Origin of the sequence: Pasteurella sp. WM03 (assembly GCF_004570945.1) — a bacterium.
Taxonomy (GTDB): Bacteria; Pseudomonadota; Gammaproteobacteria; order Enterobacterales; family Pasteurellaceae; genus Rodentibacter.
The window spans coordinates 145221-162829 of the sequence record NZ_SPPO01000005.1 but is presented as its reverse complement, the minus strand read 5'-3'; the positions used below and the strand labels follow the sequence as shown (position 1 = coordinate 162829).

Sequence of the window (17609 nt, the reverse complement as noted above, 5' to 3'; positions counted from 1 at the left end):
AAATTTTGAATTCAAGTGCGGTTGATATTCCGCTTAAATTAATAAGATGAACGAACTACATAATTCTTTTAAAATTATTGGCTTAGCAGGAAAACCGCGTAATGACGTGAATCTGCAAATGCATAAAAATGTTTACCAATGGCTGGCAGAGCGGGGTTATCAAGTATTAGTAGAAAGAGAGGTCGCTGAAAAACTTGAGTTACCTGAACAAGCACTGGCGACATTAGAGGAAATTGGGCAATTAGCACAGCTTGTGATCGTCATTGGGGGGGACGGCAATATGCTCGGCCGTGCGAGAATTCTTGCGAAATATAATATTCCTCTTATCGGGATTAACCGAGGAAATCTTGGTTTTTTGACGGATATTGACCCTAAAAATGCCTATGCTCAATTAGAAGCCTGCTTGGAACGAGGCGAATTTTTTGTAGAAGAACGCTTTCTTTTAGAAGCGCAAATTGAGCGGGATGGTGAAATTATTGCAAAAGGAAATGCTATCAATGAAGCCGTGATTCATCCGGCAAAAATTGCCCATATGATTGATTTCCACGTGTATATTAATAATAAATTCGCTTTTTCTCAGCGTTCTGATGGATTAATTGTTGCAACCCCAACAGGTTCGACAGCCTATTCTCTCTCTGCGGGTGGGCCTATTTTGACACCCAATTTAAATGCGATTGCACTGGTGCCGATGTTTCCTCACACACTTTCATCACGCCCGCTCGTCATTGATGGTGATAGTAAAATTTCTATCCGCTTTGCGGAACATAACACGTCTCAGTTAGAAGTGGGGTGCGATAGCCAAATTGCCTTGGATTTTTCGCCTGATGATGTAGTTCATATTGAAAAAAGTAAACATCGATTACGTTTGCTTCATCTAAAAAATTACAATTATTACAATGTATTAAGTACCAAATTGGGCTGGTTGAAAAATTTCTAAATAAAATCTTAAAAAACACTTTACTGTATATTAAATCAGTATTAATATGATAAATATACAGTGAATGAGGATTTTATTATGCTTACCCAACTTACCATTAATAATTTTGCGATTGTTCGTCAGTTAGATATTGAATTAGCCAAAGGTATGTCTGTGATTACCGGTGAAACCGGGGCGGGTAAATCCATTGCCATTGATGCTTTAGGTTTATGCTTAGGGCAACGTGTTGAAAGTGCAATGGTAAGAGAGGGGCAAGAGCGTGCGGAAATTTGTGCGAGTTTTCACCTTGAATCGCATAATCCTGCTTATCATTGGTTACAAGAACAAGAATTACAAGATTCTGAAAATCCCTCAGAATGTATCTTACGCCGAGTGATCAATGCTGACGGTCGCTCTAAAGCATTTATCAATAGCACACCTGTTTCTGCGGCTCAACTTAAAGAAATTGGGCAGTATCTTATTCATATTAATGGCCAACATGCCTCCCAACTTCTACTTAAAAATGACTACCAACTTCAATTAGTCGATAGCTTTGCACAACATGCCGATTTGCTCAACCAAATGCGTGATGACTATCGGGCATGGAAAAATTTACAAACTCAAGTTAAGACATTTCAGCAAAAAATAGCAGAAAATGAATCAAGAAAGCAACTGTTACAATACCAAGTTGAAGAATTAGATGAATTTAATCTTCGTCCAAATGAATACCTCGAATTAGAAGAAGAACAACGTCGTTTATCGAATAGTGAACAGCTTACTCAGCTTTCTCAATCTGCTTTACAAATTTTAAGTGAAAATGAAACGGTGAATATTGATACGATGCTATATCGTACTACTCAATATATTGATGAGCTTGTTGAGCTTGATCCCCGTTATGCGGATGTGCAAAATTTATTAAATGAAGCGTTGATTCAAGTGCAGGAGGCCACAAATGAAGTGCAGCATTTGTCATCAAATATTGAACAAGATCCGATGTTATTGCAAGAAATCGAACAGCGTATGGGGCAAGCATTACAGCTGGCAAGAAAGCATAATGTAAAACCTGAAGAATTGGTCGAGTGGCATAAAAAATTAAAAGAAGAATTGACCGCACTTTTAGATTTCTCTGAAAGTGAAGAATGGTTGATTGCACAAGAAAAGGCAGCTTTTACACAAATGCAAGCAACAGTGGGGGCATTAACCGCAAGCCGGCAAAAATCAGCCAATACATTAGCAAAACAAGTGACCGCTTCCATTAAACAGCTTGCAATGGAAAATGCGGAATTTTATGTAGAAGTCAAAACCGATGATGAAAAAATCACTTCTAACGGTGCGGATCAAATTATTTTTACTTTACGCAGTAACTTAGGACAACAGCCTCAACCGTTGGCAAAAGTTGCCTCGGGTGGTGAGCTTTCCCGAATTTCATTGGCTATTCAAGTATTAACTTCAGATCAATCTGCGATTTCTACGCTAATCTTTGATGAAGTGGATGTAGGAATTAGCGGTTCAACGGCGAGTGTTGTGGGGAAATTATTACGTCAGTTGGGAGATAAATGCCAAGTGCTTTGTGTCACGCATTTACCACAAGTTGCTTGTTGTGGGCATCACCAATTTAATGTTGAAAAATTTACAGTCGATGAAAAAACAGAAACTAAAATGACCGCTCTTTCACAGGAAGAACGCATTCCAGCGTTGGCTCGTTTACTAGGGGGAAGCCAAGTAACAGAGCTTGCATTGGCAAATGCGAAAGAAATGTTGGATTTAGTGGTGTAGTAAAATCGTAGAGAATAAAAGGTACAGTAAATTTAAGAAGTTGTTATAATCCACGACCTTATATTTCTAAAACGCACTTTATCAGTCATTTAGGAGAGGTATGTCATTACAATTCAATATGATCGCCTTATTATTGGTGATCCTCATTATTCTCGGTATTGTAAGCCATAACAGTGCCATCACTGTTTCCGCCACCGTGTTGTTGATTATGCAACAAACTTTTTTATCTGAATATATCCCGTTCTTGGAAAAATACGGTTTAAAAATTGGTATTATCATTCTTACTGCCGGTGTATTAAGTCCGCTGGTTTCAGGAAAAATCAAACTCCCGAATTTGGCGGATTTTCTAAGCTGGAAAATGGCGCTTTCTATTATTGTTGGCGTATTTGTGGCATGGTTGGCTGGAAAAGGCGTTTCGCTGATGGGAGAACAACCTGTATTAGTTACCGGGTTATTAATTGGCACAGTGGCAGGCGTAGCCTTTCTTGGAGGTATTCCCGTTGGACCGCTTATTGCAGCAGGTATGCTGGCACTATTATTAGGAAAATAATAAATGAAAAACAAATGGTTATTTATTGCCGCATTAAGTGGCTTTTTCGGCGTAGCGTTAGGCGCATTTGCTGCTCACGGATTAACTCATATTTTGGATCACAAAGCGCTTGAATGGATTGATACCGGTCTGAAATATCAGCTGTTTCATACTTTAGCAATTTTAGCTGTCGGGCTGTCGGTGTGGCAAAATGACAAATTTGCAAACTTAGCGGCAATGGCGTGGTCAGTGGGAATGGTATTTTTCTGTGGAAGTTTATATGCCCTTGCCTTTGGTGTAAGCAAGATAGTTGTTTGGATGACACCAATTGGCGGGACTTTATTTTTAGTTGGCTGGTTTAGCCTAGCCTACAGCAGTTTCAAAAGTAAATCAGAATGAAGAAAAGAACGATAAAATCCGAATTTAATTCTTTACAACAATCTCTTTTTTCTCAACTTGATAACTTGATGCTTGTGGAAAAGCGTCGGTTATTTTCGCGTATTCAGGGTATTGGTAAAATTAAAAACCAAGATACACAGCAAGCAGTGGCATTAGAAATTGAACAACAAATTCAACAGGCAAAATTGCGTGTAGAACGGCGTGAAAGTGCGGTTAAAAATCCTATTGTTTTTCCTGAAGATCTCCCTGTTAGCCAACGTAGAAAAGAAATTGAAAAATTGCTGTCGGAGCATCAAGTGATTGTGGTGGCTGGGGAGACGGGATCGGGCAAAACGACACAATTGCCTAAAATGTGCTTAGAGTTAGGATTAGGTCGATTAGGGATGATCGGGCATACCCAGCCCCGCAGAATTGCCGCCCGTTCCGTTGCAACACGCATAGCGGAAGAATTACAGACGGAGTTGGGCGGTTTGGTGGGATATAAAGTCCGTTTTAATGACCAAATCAGTGAGAATACCCAAATTAAACTCATGACCGATGGGATTTTGTTGGCAGAAATTCAAACAGATCGTTTCCTCAATCAATATTCCTGTCTGATTATTGATGAAGCCCACGAACGCAGTTTAAATAATGATTTTATCCTTGGCTATCTCAAACAGCTTTTGCCACGTCGTCCGGATTTAAAAGTCATTATTACTTCTGCAACCATTGATGTAGAACGCTTTTCCAAACACTTCAACCATGCACCGATCATTGAGGTATCCGGTAGAACCTATCCTGTAGAAGTGCGTTATCGCCCAATTGTTGATGAGGAAGATCAAGATCAGCTACAAAGTATTTTAAATGCAGTAGATGAGCTTCAGGCAGAAGGCCGAGGCGATATTTTAATTTTTATGAATGGCGAGCGGGAAATTCGTGATACGGCAGAAGCGTTACAAAAACAAAATTTAAAACATACGGAAATTTTACCGCTCTTTGCTCGTCTTTCTGCTCAGGAACAAAACAGAATTTTCCATCCTAGTGGATTGAATCGTATCGTTCTTGCAACAAATGTGGCAGAAACCTCTCTTACTGTACCGGGGATTAAATATGTGATTGACCCCGGCACAGCTCGGATTTCCCGTTATAGCTATCGAACAAAAGTTCAACGTTTACCGATTGAGCCGATTTCACAGGCTTCCGCTAATCAGCGTAAGGGGCGTTGCGGTCGTATGAGTGAAGGCATCTGTATTCGTCTTTATTCGGAAGAAGATTTTAATTCTCGCCCGGAATTTACCGATCCGGAAATTCTACGCACGAATCTGGCTTCCGTGATTTTACAAATGACAGCATTAGGTTTGGACGATATTGAAGCATTTCCCTTTGTTGATGCACCGGATAGACGGCATATCCAAGATGGGGTGAAATTGTTGGAAGAATTGGGTGCATTTGAAACCGTTAAAACAAAATTTGGCGAAAAACGACGATTGACTCAAAGCGGTCGCCAACTTGCCCAACTTCCGGTTGATCCCCGATTGGCAAAAATGTTGTTAAGTGCGGTCAATTTTGCCAGTGTTTATGAAGTGATGGTGATTGTTTCTGCGTTATCCATTCAAGATCCGCGTGAACGCCCAACAGAAAAACAGCAAGCGGCAGATGAAAAGCATCGTCGTTTTGCGGATAAAAAATCTGATTTCTTAGCTTTTTTGAATCTTTGGCATTATATTCAAGAACAGCAAAAAAACTTGAGTAAAAATCAATTCCGCCGCCAGTGTCAAAAAGACTTTTTAAATTACTTACGCATCCGGGAATGGCAGGATATTTATCATCAAATTCGTCTTTCTGTGCGAGAAATGGGGCTACCAATTAATTCTGAAAAAGCAGAATATCAGCAAATTCATACCTCACTTTTAAGTGGTTTATTGTCCCACATCGGACTGAAAGAAGTCGAAAAACAACAGTATCTTGGCGCGCGTAATGCCCATTTTGCAATTTTCCCTAACTCCGTACTTTTCAAAAAACAGCCGAAATGGGTGATGGCAGCGGAATTGGTGGAAACCTCAAAACTTTGGGGACGTATGGTGGCAGAGATTGAACCGGAATGGATTGAACCGCTTGCTGCGCATTTAGTGAAAAAATCTTATGCCGAGCCTCGGTGGTCAAAATCTCAAGGGGCTGTGATTGCGGATGAAAAAGTGAGTTTATACGGTGTGCCGATTGTTGTGGCAAGACCGGTAAATTATGGTGCTATTGATCCTGTTGTAAGCCGAGAGATTTTTATTCAATCTGCTTTAGTGGAAGGAAATTGGCATACTAAACATCATTTCTTCAAACAAAATCAACGGTTGATCAATGAAATAGAAGAACTGGAACACAAAAGTCGTCGTCGGGACATCTTGGTTGATGAGCGAACCCTTTTTGAATTTTACGATCAACGTATCGGTACAGAAGTGGTATCGCAAAAACATTTTGATACTTGGTGGAAAAAAGCCGCAAAACAGGATGCAGAGTTACTGAATTTTGAACGTGCGTTTCTGATTAATGAAGGGGCGGAGAAAGTAAGTCAACTGGATTTCCCAAATTTCTGGCATCAGGGGGATCTGAAGTTCAAGCTCACTTATCAATTTGAGCCGGGGATAGAGGCGGATGGGGTAACGGTACATATCCCGTTGCCATTGCTGAATCAAGTAGAAATGACGGGATTTGACTGGCAAATTCCCGGGTTACGTGAGGAATTAGTGATTGCGTTGATTAAGTCATTGCCAAAATCATATCGACGTAATTTTGTTCCAGCTCCAAATTATGCTCAAGCTTTTTTAGGCCGTGCGGTTCCTTTAGAAAAACCGTTATTGGATACGCTTATCTATGAATTGCGGCGGATGACGGGCGTCACCGTAGATGCAGAGCATTGGAATTGGGTACAAATTCCAAGCCATTTAAAAATGACTTTCCGTGTTGTTGATGAAAAAGGAAAGAAAATTGCCGAATCTATGGATTTGGATGCGCTCAAATTTGATCTCAAAGAGCGTGTACAAGAAAGCATTTCTGCTGTAGCGGATGATGCTATTGAACAGACGGGTGTACATATTTGGAACTTTGATGATTTACCGCACTTTTATGAGCAAAAAAAACAAGGTTTCAGTGTGAAGGCGTTTCCTGCCCTAGTGGATGAAAAAGAATCGGTGGGGATCAAGCTTTTTGAAACGGAGTTTGAGCAAAAGGTGGCAATGCAGCAAGGGTTACGCCGATTATTGCTACTTAATGTCCCTTCACCGATTAAATATCTACACGAAAAATTACCCAATAAATCCAAACTTGGTCTTTATTTCACGCCTTTTGGACGGGTATTAGATTTAATTGATGATTGCATTGCTTGTGCAGTGGATAGACTTATCATGGATTTTGGCGGTTTTGTTTGGACTGAAGAGGGCTTTGAAAGACTACGGGATTTCGTGCGTGAAAATCTGAATGATGTGACCGTTGATATCGCACAAAAAGTAGAGCAAATTCTCACTTTTAATCATGCATTAAACCAACGTTTAAAAGGCAAAATGGATTTTACTATGGCGTTCGCTCTTTCGGACATTAAATCACAATTGAGCGGGTTGGTGTATCAAGGCTTTGTGCAAAAAAGCGGCTATCATCGTTTGCCGGATTTATTGCGTTATTTACAAGCTATTGACAAACGCATTGACAAACTGACTCAAGATGTGAATCGTGATCGTGCGGCAATGCTGCGTGTGGAACAAGTGCAACAAGCCTATCAGCAACTATTGGCAAAATTACCAAAATTGAAACCGATTTCTGATGAAGTGGCGGACATTCGCTATATGATCGAAGAATTGCGGGTGAGCTTATTTGCTCAACAGTTAGGAACAAAATATCAAGTATCGGATAAGCGGATTTTGAATTTGATTGCGGAGTATTAACTAGGAGAAAAAATAAGGTTTTTACAGGGTATAGCTATGATATAGATTTTTAATTACCTTGTTTTTACATATGCTGCTTTCGTTAAAAACCAGTGATCATAAATCAATCACTGGTTTTTATTTTTTGTGAGCAATGTCAAAGTTTCAACAAAAACTATAAACCTTTTATTTGTTTTATCGTCTTTTGAGCGTATGATTTTTACCTTAGTATTTGGAGAGAAAGATGTCTAAAATTCAACAATTTAATCAGCGTGATATTGAGATTCTTAATGAGGATGTCGTGTATGAGGGATTTTTCACGCTCAAGAAAATTCAATTTAAACATAAACTTTTTGCCGGTGGTGAAAGTGGCGTTGTTACACGTGAATTGCTTATCAAGGGGGCTGCCGCCGCAGTGATTGCTTATGATCCGAAGGAGGATTCGGTAGTGTTGGTCGAACAGGTTCGTATTGGGGCGGCTTATCATCCCGAACCAAATCGTTCTCCTTGGTTATTGGAGCTAATTGCCGGTATGGTGGAAAAAGGTGAACGACCTAAGGATGTGGCACTCCGCGAAAGTGAAGAAGAAGCGGGCGTGACTGTGAAGAACCTTACTCATTGCTTAAGTGTGTGGGACAGTCCCGGTGGCGTTGTAGAACGGATTCATTTATTTGCAGGGGAAGTGGATAGTACACAAGCAAAAGGGATTCACGGTTTGGCTTGCGAAAATGAAGATATTCAAGTGCATGTTGTGAAACGTGAACAGGCGTATCAATGGATGTGCGAAGGGAAAATTGATAATGGCATTGCAGTGATGGGATTGCAATGGCTTCAGTTAAATTATGTGCAGTTGCAACAACGTTGGCAATGAAATTGGGAGTCATCTATGAGAAATACGTTTGTTTATCGTTCGGGTAAACCGATTGTGAAATTGCTACAAATTACTGATTCGCACTTATTTAAAGATGAAAACAATGAATTATTAGGTGTGAATACACAGACTAGTTTTGCACAGGTTTTGAAGGAAATTCAGCAAGAAGATACTGAATTTGATGTCATATTAGCCACTGGTGATTTAGTGCAAGATAGTAGTGATGAGGGGTATCAGCGTTTTGTGAAAATGGTGAAACCTTTTGGATTACCCGTCTTTTGGATACCTGGTAATCATGATTTTCAACCTAAAATGGTCGAAAATCTCAATCAGCCACCAATGGAGAAAGCAAAACATATTTTGTTGGGGGAGTATTGGCAGGTTTTATTGCTAGATAGTCAAGTTTATGGGGTAGCTCATGGTGAATTGAGCCAGTATCAGTTAGATTTGTTAAAAACAACATTGGAAAAATATCCTGATCGCCACACTTTAATTGTATTCCATCATCATGTATTACCGACTAATTCCGCTTGGCTTGATCAGCATAATTTACGGAATTCTCATGAACTATTTGATGTGCTTGCGCCGTTTAAAAATGTGAGAGGGATTTTATATGGACATATTCATCAACAAGTGGATAGTTGCTGGCAGGGCTATAAAGTGATGGCAACCCCTTCAACTTGTATTCAGTTTAAAGCCGATAGCCAACATTTTGCCTTAGACGACGCTCAACCGGGGTGGCGGGAAATTGAATTACATTCGGATGGCCTTATTGTGACGAATGTGAAACGAATCCGGCAGGCAGTATTTTTGCCTAATATGCAGGAAGAGGGCTACTAAATTTAAAAAAGTGCGGTTAAAAATGACCGCACTTTTTTACTTTTCCGATATTATGTCGCCAATATGCAAAAAGGCAAATTTTAGCAAAATCTAGGGACAAAATGCGCGTGTCCCTACAAGAGAACAAAAAAACAACGTTGTGTCGTTGCTACATAATATTGTCGTTTTCAATCGTAGCAAAAGTAAATTTTGACTGGTAAGAGTGGGAACAAATTTGTACAATAGCCGACTGTTTTTATTGGATTGACTCACAATTTTAGAAAGATGACGCAAAAATTACATATTAAAACTTGGGGCTGCCAAATGAATGAATATGATTCATCAAAAATGGCTGATTTGTTATTAAGCACCCATGGACTTGAATTAACAGATATTCCTGAAGAAGCGGATGTCCTGCTATTAAATACCTGCTCTATCCGTGAAAAAGCACAAGAGAAAGTATTCCATCAGCTAGGGCGTTGGAAAGAGTTAAAGAAAGAAAACCCTAATTTAGTGATTGGTGTCGGGGGGTGTGTTGCCTCGCAAGAAGGTGAACATATTCGTCATCGAGCGCCTTATGTGGACATTATTTTCGGGCCGCAAACATTACACCGTTTACCCGAAATGATTAATCAAATCCGTGGCGGTAAAAGCTCGGTGGTAGATGTCAGTTTCCCTGAAATTGAAAAATTTGATCGTTTACCTGAACCTCGTGCGGAAGGACCGACAGCATTTGTTTCTATTATGGAAGGGTGTAACAAATATTGTACTTTCTGTGTGGTGCCTTACACCCGTGGTGAAGAAGTTAGCCGTCCGGTAGATGATGTATTATTTGAGATTGCCCAACTGGCGGAACAAGGTGTACGTGAAGTTAATTTACTCGGTCAAAATGTGAATGCCTACCGTGGACCAACTCATGATGGGCAGATTTGTAGCTTTGCTGAATTACTTCGCTTAGTCGCCTCAATTGATGGGATTGACCGCTTACGTTTTACCACAAGTCATCCAATTGAATTTACCGACGATATTATTGATGTCTATCGTGATACACCAGAACTTGTGAGTTTCCTACATTTGCCTGTTCAGTCCGGTTCCGATCGTGTTCTGACGATGATGAAACGTGGTCATACCGCCTTAGAATATAAATCCATTATTCGTAAATTACGTGCAGTTCGCCCTGAGATTCAAATTAGCTCTGACTTTATTGTAGGATTTCCAGGGGAAACGGCAGATGATTTTGAGCAAACCATGAATCTTATCGCGCAAGTGAATTTTGATATGAGTTTCAGCTTTATTTATTCCGCACGGCCGGGAACGCCGGCTGCAGATATGCCTGATGATGTGACGGAAGAGGAGAAGAAACAACGCTTATATGTCTTGCAAGAACGCATTAATCAGCAGGCTGCACAATTTAGCCGTCGTATGTTGGGGACTGAGCAACGGGTGTTAGTTGAAGGGCCATCGAAAAAAGATGTGATGGAGCTTACCGGTAGAACGGAAACGAATCGTATTGTGAATTTCCAAGGTTCGCCTGATATGATTGGAAAATTTGTTGATGTGAAAATCACCGATGTCTATACCAATTCTTTACGTGGCGAAGTCGTTCGGACTGAAGAAGAAATGGGATTACGTATTGCACAATCACCACAAGAAGTGATGAACCGAACACGAAAAGAAGATGAACTCGGTGTGGGGCGTTATCACGGATAGTTTTAAATAGGCTGGTTTTATACCAGCCTTTATTTTGATTATTGGTTTTCTCTTACACGCCAGTAAGTAGCAAATCGAGGTTTACCGGAATTTGTTAATCCTCGGTATTTATAGGTGATAACCGAGCCTATTGGTGGGGGATTTTCACGTTCATTAAGATTAAATCCGGAACCGATTTTGAATTCTCCTCGATGATTTTTGCAGGTTAATGATCCCATCACATTTTCAAATTGCCCTTTACCTTTGTGGTGAGCAATGACGGTACATTCTTCATCGTGAGCCGTTTTCAATTTGAGTATTTGTGAACTACGTTTTCGTTCATAGGGCGTATTAGGATTTCGGACTACCACACCTTCCCCTTGTTGGGATTCGACTTCTTTTAAAAATTCATACAAATGGGCTTTGTCCCGTACAGGGATTTGTTCAATGATTTGAATATAGGGCGTAGGTTGTGTTGAAAGATAGGTTTTTAGAATATTGAGCCGTTCAAATAAATTTCCTTTTGCGTTTGGTACATCAAATACGTACAGCTTAAGTTTTTCCCAATACTCGCCTTTAAAGGATTTAGTGATGGAGGATATGTCTTCAAAATGGTTGCGTTCGCTAAACAACTCGCCATCAATGGCGAAAGGCGGAAATCCTTTAATAAAGTAGGCTGGTGGCGACAAGGGTTGCCCTTGACGTGTTAATAGCTGTGTCCCATCCCAATAACCACGGACTCCGTCAAGCTTTTCGGACATCACCCAGCCTTCAATATTTTGACCTTCATAGTTTTTCAAAAGCATCACATCAATATTGGCGTAAGTTTTTATACTAAAAAATATTATGAAAATCGCACGGACTAAGTTCATAAGATCCCTTCTTAATTTATCGATCAAAAACTGAATAAAGGTTAAAAAAGTGCGGTTGTTTTTTAAAGTATTTTGAACGTGTTTTGCGATCTTGATCGAGAAAATAAGACTTGATGAGTAAAAACAAAGGTTTTCTGACCCTAGATAAAAGATGATATCTACTATAGAATATTGCGAAATTTTCTCATTTCTTAAAAGGAGCAATAATGTACTTGGATCAAATCAAAGCAGAACTTGTGGAAGCGCAAGATGTATTAAATAAATTTATCTCTGATGAGAATAATATTAAATTAATTCAGCAGGCGGCGCTGTTAATTTCTGATAGTTTCAAACAAGGCGGTAAAGTTTTGTCTTGTGGTAATGGCGGTTCACATTGTGATGCGATGCATTTTGCGGAAGAACTTACTGGGCGTTACCGCGAAAATCGCCCGGGCTATCCGGCAATTGCAATTTCCGATGTGAGCCATTTAAGTTGTGTCAGTAATGATTTTGGCTATGATTATGTATTCTCACGTTATGTCGAGGCGGTGGGGCAAAAAGGCGATGTGTTATTTGGTTTATCTACATCAGGCAATTCTAAAAATGTATTGAATGCCATTGAGGCCGCGAAAGCTAAAGGAATGAAAGTGATTGCGATGACGGGGAAAGACGGAGGAAAAATGGCCGGGATTGCTGATGTGGAAATTCGTGTACCGCATTTCCGTTATGCGGATCGTATTCAAGAAATTCATATTAAAGTGATCCATATATTGATGATGCTAATTGAGTTTGAAATGGCAAAAGTTGCCTAAAGTGCGGTTGCTTTTGATACTATTTTGTAAAATCCCAAAATATTTTGGGATTTTTTATTTTAAACTATTGCATAAATATGCACAAAAACGTAATATTTGTTCATCTTGTCAAGTATAGAGAATTGAAATGGCTATTCGTGTTAAAAATTTAAACTTTTTCTATGGGGCTTCCCAAGCATTATTTGATATTAATTTGGAGGCGGAAGAAGGGGATACTGTGGTATTACTGGGTCCAAGTGGAGCAGGCAAAAGTACGTTAATCCGAACCTTGAATTTATTAGAAGTGCCGACCTCAGGGCAATTAAGTATTGCCAATAATGAATTTGATTTATCAAAAGCAACAGCTAATCCGAAAGCCATTCGTCAGTTACGCCAAGATGTAGGAATGGTATTTCAACAGTATAACCTTTGGCCACATTTAACCGTGATTGAAAATTTAATCGAAGCGCCGATGAAAGTGTTGGACATTAATGAAACCACAGCAAAATCAGAAGCAATGGAGTTACTAAAACGTTTACGTTTGGAGGAATATGCTGATCGTTTTCCTCTACATTTATCGGGGGGGCAACAACAACGGGTGGCGATTGCTCGGGCATTGATGATGAAACCGCAGGTGTTACTATTTGATGAACCAACCGCAGCGTTGGATCCGGAAATTACTGCACAAGTAGTTGATATTATTAAGGAGTTACAACAAACCGGTATTACACAAGTGGTGGTGACTCACGAAGTGAATGTCGCACAAAAAGTGGCAACTAAAGTGGTATATATGGAACAGGGCAAAATTGTGGAAATGGGCTCTGCAGATTGCTTTGAACATCCACAAACCGAGCAATTTAAACAATATCTTTCCCATTAAAAATAAGGAGAAACTATGAAAAAATTACTTTTAACAGCAGTATTATTCGGATCCACTGCAATGGTCAATGCACAGGATATTACTTTCGCTATGGAGCCAAGTTATCCTCCGTTTGAATTTATGAATGAAAAAGGTGAGATCATTGGCTTTGATGTGGATGTTGCAAATGCAATCTGTAACGAAATTAAAGCTACCTGTAAATTTAAAGGTGAAGCTTTTGATGCATTAATTCCAAGTTTAAAAGCAAAACGTTTTGATGCAGCGATTTCTGCGATGGATATTACCGAAGTGCGGTCAAAACAAGTGTTATTTTCGGATGCTTACTATGACAGCACGGCAAGCTATGTGGCGTTAAAAGGTAAAGCTACGTTAGAAACAGCAAAAAATATTGGTGTGCAAAATGGTACCACCTTCCAACAATATACAGTCGCTGAAACAAAACAATATACTCCAAAAGCCTATGCGAGTTTACAAGATGCGATTTTAGATTTAAAAAATGGGCGTATCGACATTATTTTTGGTGATACTGCAGTATTGGCTGATATGATTAATAAAGAGCCTGACATTCAGTTTGTCGGTGAGAAAGTGACTGACAAAAAATATTTTGGTAACGGCTTAGGCATTGCTATGAATAAATCAAATAAAACACTTGCCGAAAGTTTAAATAAAGGTTTAGCGGCAATTAAAGCAAATGGTGAATACCAAAAAATCTATGATAAATGGATGACGAAGTAATCTATGTTTGCCGATTTTCTTTCTCTAATGTTTACGGCAGCCCTAATGACACTAGGGCTTGCAGTTTGTTCCTTGGTGGTTGGTCTGTTATTGAGCGTGATATTCGCTTTATTGGAAGCCAATCGATTAGTCGGGAAACCGATGGCGGTTTTTGTCGCATTATTGCGGGGATTACCGGAAATTCTCGTTGTTTTACTTGTGTATTTCGGTTCAACGGAAATTATCGAAATGTTGACTGGCGAATACATTGAGTTTGGGGCATTTGGCTGTGGGGTATTTGCGTTATCCCTTATTTTTGCGGCCTATGCTTCACAAACGTTGCGTGGTGCGATTCAGGCTATTCCTAAAGGTCAGTGGGAATCGGGAGCCGCATTGGGATTAAACAAAAGTTATACCTTCATTCATATTGTTATGCCGCAAGTTTGGCGTCATGCCCTGCCGGGGTTAAGCAATCAATGGTTGGTATTATTGAAAGATACTGCATTAATTTCCCTTATCGGTGTCGATGATTTAATGCGTCAAGCACAGTTAATTAATACTAATACCCATCAACCCTTTACTTGGTATGGTATTGCGGCGTTAATTTATTTGGCGGTGACATTAATCAGTCAGTTTGGTATTCATCGTCTAGAGAGACGTTTTACCCGCTTTGAGAGAGGAGTAAAATAATGTTTCAGGAATATTTATCAGTCATTGCACAGGGAATTCCAACAAGTTTATTGCTGACTGTGGTTTCACTATTCATTGCTTTTTTTCTAGCCTTATTCCTCACATTTTTACTTTCTATGGAAAAGAGATGGATAAAAAGTGCGGTCAATTTATACCTAACTTTGTTTACCGGCACGCCATTGCTTGTACAATTCTTCCTGATTTATGCGGGCCCGGGTCAATTTGAATGGATAGTGAAGAGCCCTTTTTGGCAGCTATTATCGAACGCTTGGTTTTGTGCCGCTTTAGCGTTGGCATTAAACAGTGCGGCTTATTCAACGCAATTGTTTCATGGTGCGGTCAAAGCTATTCCAAAAGGGCAATGGGAAGGTTGTGCTGCATTAGGGTTAAGCCGAGTGCAAACATTGAAAATTTTGATTCCTTACGCATTAAAACGGGCATTGCCTTCTTATAGTAATGAAATTATTTTGGTATTTAAGGGAACGGCGTTGGCATCAACGATTACGATTATGGATATTATGGGATATGCCCGTCAGCTTTACGGCACGGAATATGATGCTCTCACAATTTATGGTATTGCTGGTGGTATTTACCTGGTGATTACCGGGGTCGCAACGTTATTATTGCGTAAACTTGAAAACAAAGTTCTCTCTTTTGAACGTTTGGATATAAAAAAAGCGTAAAGGGCGGTCAGTATTTTAAGAGAATCAGTGGGTTGCGGTTGCAACCCATTTTTTATGGTTGAGTAATGAAACTTGCAATGAGAATGAATAAGGCAAATATGCAAAACCAAATTAAGTGTAATTTTGTGCTTTTTCGGTTAATTTCTGCATTTTGCAGACGTCTTTCTTCTAATTTTTGTTTATAGATTTCCAAATCTTCTTGCTTAAAAGAGAAGCCACAATTTGGGCAAGTTTCTGCGTATTCACTAATTTTTTTTCGACATTCAGGACAGCGGGTAAGAGCCATTTTTTAATCCTTATTAGGTATTATGTGTAAGATATTGTTTTATCTTTAAAATTGAAGTAACAGTTAATGTGATATTTATCACAATTTTGTGGAAATTTCGTAAATTAAATTTTTTGTTTAGTGGAATTTAGCATAGAATACCCCGGCTTGTTTAGAGCGTTTTAAACAACCGTATCATTTTTCTTGAGGTGCTTCTATGTTGTGGTTTTTCTTCTGTGTAGCCATTTTGATTCTTGGCTATCTTATTTATGGAAAAATTATCGAAAAAATTTTTGTCATTAATCCTAAGCGTCAAACGCCGGCTTATCAAATCAATGATGGCGTGGATTATATGCCAATGTCTAAAACCAAAATTTGGTTAATTCAGTTATTAAATATTGCAGGAACAGGCCCTATTTTCGGACCGATTCTTGGGGCATTATACGGGCCGGTTGCCATGCTTTGGATCGTGATCGGCTGTATTTTTGCCGGTGCAGTACATGACTATTTTTGTGGAATGTTAAGTATTCGCCATGGTGGCGCAACAATGCCTTACTTGGCCGGTAAATTTTTAGGTCGTCCTGTAAAAGTATTTATCAATATTCTCGCATTAGTGCTGTTATTATTGGTTGGTGTTGTATTCGTTGCAAGCCCAGCACAATTAATGGGGACGATTACCATGGATGTGCTCGGTGCTTCTCAAGGCGCATTACAATTGGGCGATGCCGAGGCTGTTCATCAGGCGGTAGAAGCCGGAGGTGTAAAAGTATGGGGAATGGATAAAGCGACAGTTGTTGCTGTCTGGACTGTGATTATTTTCGCTTACTACATTCTTGCCACTTTATTGCCAATTGATAAGATTATTGGTCGAATTTATCCACTTTTTGGAGCCTTATTGCTCTTTATGTCTGTGGGAATGGTATATGGTTTGGTATCGGCTCATTTCAGTGCGGTCGATCCAATTGAATTTTTCCGTACTGTTAATGCTGACGGACAGGGGCTAACATGGGAAAAATTTGCACAAAATTTCCAAGTGAAAGGTGATGTGCCGATTTGGCCGTTACTGTTCTTAACCATTTCCTGTGGCGCATTATCCGGTTTCCATGCAACACAAACACCGTTAATGGCTCGTTGTGCAGAAAATGAGAGTGAAGGTCGTTTCATTTTCTATGGGGCAATGATTACAGAGGGAATTATTGCATTAGTATGGTGTATGGTTGGGCTGGCATTCTATGAAAATCCACAAGCATTACAAGATGCGATTTCAGCAGGTTCCCCGTCTAAAGTTGTATATGACAGCTCGTTGCATTTCCTAGGATTTATTGGCGGTATCTTCGCTGTACTAGGTGTGGTTGTGCTTCCAATTACATCCGGTGATACAGCATTCCGCGCAGCACGTTTGCAATTAGCAGAAATCTTCAATATTGATCAACGTTCTCTTTCCAAGCGTTTAGTGATTGCGGTTCCATTGTTTGTATTAGGGTATTTTGTATCAACGATCGATTTTAGTCTCTTATGGCGTTACTTCACTTGGGCAAACCAAATGACTGCAATGGTAATGTTATGGACTGCGGCAGCGTATTTATATCGCTATCATAAATTCCACTGGGTTGCTTCTATTCCGGCTTGGTTTATTACTACGGTATGTGCCACTTACCTGTACTACAATAAAATTGGTTTCAATCTAGATTATCAATTATCCGTGTATCTTGGGTTGGCAACAACGGTTGTGTGTATCGTACTATTCTTCACCTTGTTAAAACCATTAGGTGAAAGTGATGAAGAAGCCTATGTAAACACAACAAAGTGATAAATTTTCAAGGTTAATAAAACCGTTCAAGTGAAAACT

16 protein-coding genes are annotated in these 17609 nt (G+C 39.6%); 14 read left to right on the top strand and 2 right to left on the bottom strand.

Translation table 11 applies throughout. The features are described 5' to 3' along the window. Positions 1-46 precede the first annotated feature (46 nt). The 8 genes from E4T92_RS06945 (at position 47) to miaB (ending at position 10907) form a co-directional block, all read left to right on the top strand. On the top strand, positions 47-937 hold the full coding sequence (locus E4T92_RS06945; RefSeq protein ID WP_135094007.1) for an NAD(+) kinase: 891 nt from the start codon (positions 47-49) through the stop codon (positions 935-937). A 78-nt stretch (positions 938-1015) separates the two neighbouring features. Next, entirely contained in the window at positions 1016-2692 is a 1677-nt protein-coding gene (gene recN / locus E4T92_RS06940) for a DNA repair protein RecN (protein ID WP_135094005.1), read from the top strand. A gap of 100 nt (positions 2693-2792) precedes the next feature. Then, positions 2793-3242, top strand: a complete 450-nt coding sequence (locus tag E4T92_RS06935; RefSeq protein WP_135094003.1) for a DUF441 domain-containing protein — start codon at positions 2793-2795, stop codon at positions 3240-3242. A gap of 3 nt (positions 3243-3245) precedes the next feature. Next, on the top strand, positions 3246-3620 hold the full coding sequence (locus E4T92_RS06930; RefSeq protein ID WP_135094001.1) for a DUF423 domain-containing protein: 375 nt from the start codon (positions 3246-3248) through the stop codon (positions 3618-3620). Further along, positions 3617-7528 (top strand): ATP-dependent RNA helicase HrpA, encoded by a 3912-nt coding sequence (gene hrpA / locus E4T92_RS06925; RefSeq protein ID WP_135094000.1) that lies wholly within the window; start codon positions 3617-3619, stop codon positions 7526-7528. Before E4T92_RS06930 ends, hrpA begins: the two co-directional genes overlap by 4 nt. Before the next feature lie 223 nt (positions 7529-7751). Then, positions 7752-8378 (top strand): ADP-ribose diphosphatase, encoded by a 627-nt coding sequence (gene nudF / locus E4T92_RS06920; RefSeq protein ID WP_135093998.1) that lies wholly within the window; start codon positions 7752-7754, stop codon positions 8376-8378. A 15-nt stretch (positions 8379-8393) separates the two neighbouring features. Continuing rightward, positions 8394-9218, top strand: a complete 825-nt coding sequence (gene cpdA / locus E4T92_RS06915; RefSeq protein ID WP_135093997.1) for a 3',5'-cyclic-AMP phosphodiesterase — start codon at positions 8394-8396, stop codon at positions 9216-9218. Positions 9219-9482: 264 nt separating this feature from the next. Next, positions 9483-10907, top strand: coding sequence for a tRNA (N6-isopentenyl adenosine(37)-C2)-methylthiotransferase MiaB (miaB, locus tag E4T92_RS06910; RefSeq protein WP_135093995.1), 1425 nt, complete (start codon positions 9483-9485; stop codon positions 10905-10907). Between the two features lie 38 nt (positions 10908-10945). Here miaB and E4T92_RS06905 read toward each other — a convergent pair whose 3' ends face one another. Then, positions 10946-11758, bottom strand: coding sequence for a DNA ligase (locus E4T92_RS06905; protein WP_135093994.1), 813 nt, complete (start codon positions 11756-11758; stop codon positions 10946-10948). Positions 11759-11964: 206 nt separating this feature from the next. Between E4T92_RS06905 and lpcA the strand changes: the two genes are divergently transcribed. From lpcA to artM, 5 genes are all read left to right on the top strand, one after another. Continuing rightward, entirely contained in the window at positions 11965-12549 is a 585-nt protein-coding gene (gene lpcA / locus E4T92_RS06900; protein ID WP_135093992.1) for a D-sedoheptulose 7-phosphate isomerase, read from the top strand. A 127-nt stretch (positions 12550-12676) separates the two neighbouring features. Then, on the top strand, positions 12677-13408 hold the full coding sequence (gene artP / locus E4T92_RS06895) for an arginine ABC transporter ATP-binding protein ArtP (RefSeq protein WP_135093990.1): 732 nt from the start codon (positions 12677-12679) through the stop codon (positions 13406-13408). Between the two features lie 15 nt (positions 13409-13423). Then, positions 13424-14143: a lysine/arginine/ornithine ABC transporter substrate-binding protein gene (locus tag E4T92_RS06890; RefSeq protein ID WP_135093989.1), complete on the top strand. Its 720-nt coding sequence runs from the start codon at positions 13424-13426 to the stop codon at positions 14141-14143. Positions 14144-14146: 3 nt separating this feature from the next. Beyond that, a complete protein-coding gene (artQ, locus tag E4T92_RS06885; RefSeq protein WP_135093987.1) occupies positions 14147-14812 on the top strand; it encodes an arginine ABC transporter permease ArtQ in 666 nt (221 codons plus the stop codon). After that, the gene (gene artM / locus E4T92_RS06880) at positions 14812-15495 is read left to right on the top strand and encodes an arginine ABC transporter permease ArtM (protein ID WP_135093985.1); all 684 of its coding nucleotides are present in this window, start codon (positions 14812-14814) and stop codon (positions 15493-15495) included. The genes artQ and artM overlap by 1 nt, the downstream gene beginning before the upstream one ends. Positions 15496-15547: 52 nt before the next feature. On the opposite strand, the gene E4T92_RS06875 is transcribed toward artM, so the two are convergent. Next, the gene (locus E4T92_RS06875; RefSeq protein WP_135093984.1) at positions 15548-15781 is read right to left on the bottom strand and encodes a zinc ribbon domain-containing protein; all 234 of its coding nucleotides are present in this window, start codon (positions 15779-15781) and stop codon (positions 15548-15550) included. A gap of 196 nt (positions 15782-15977) precedes the next feature. On the opposite strand from E4T92_RS06875, the gene E4T92_RS06870 reads away from it, so the two are divergent. Next, the gene (locus E4T92_RS06870) at positions 15978-17570 is read left to right on the top strand and encodes a carbon starvation protein A (RefSeq protein WP_077542744.1); all 1593 of its coding nucleotides are present in this window, start codon (positions 15978-15980) and stop codon (positions 17568-17570) included. The last annotated feature ends 39 nt before the right edge of the window (positions 17571-17609 follow it).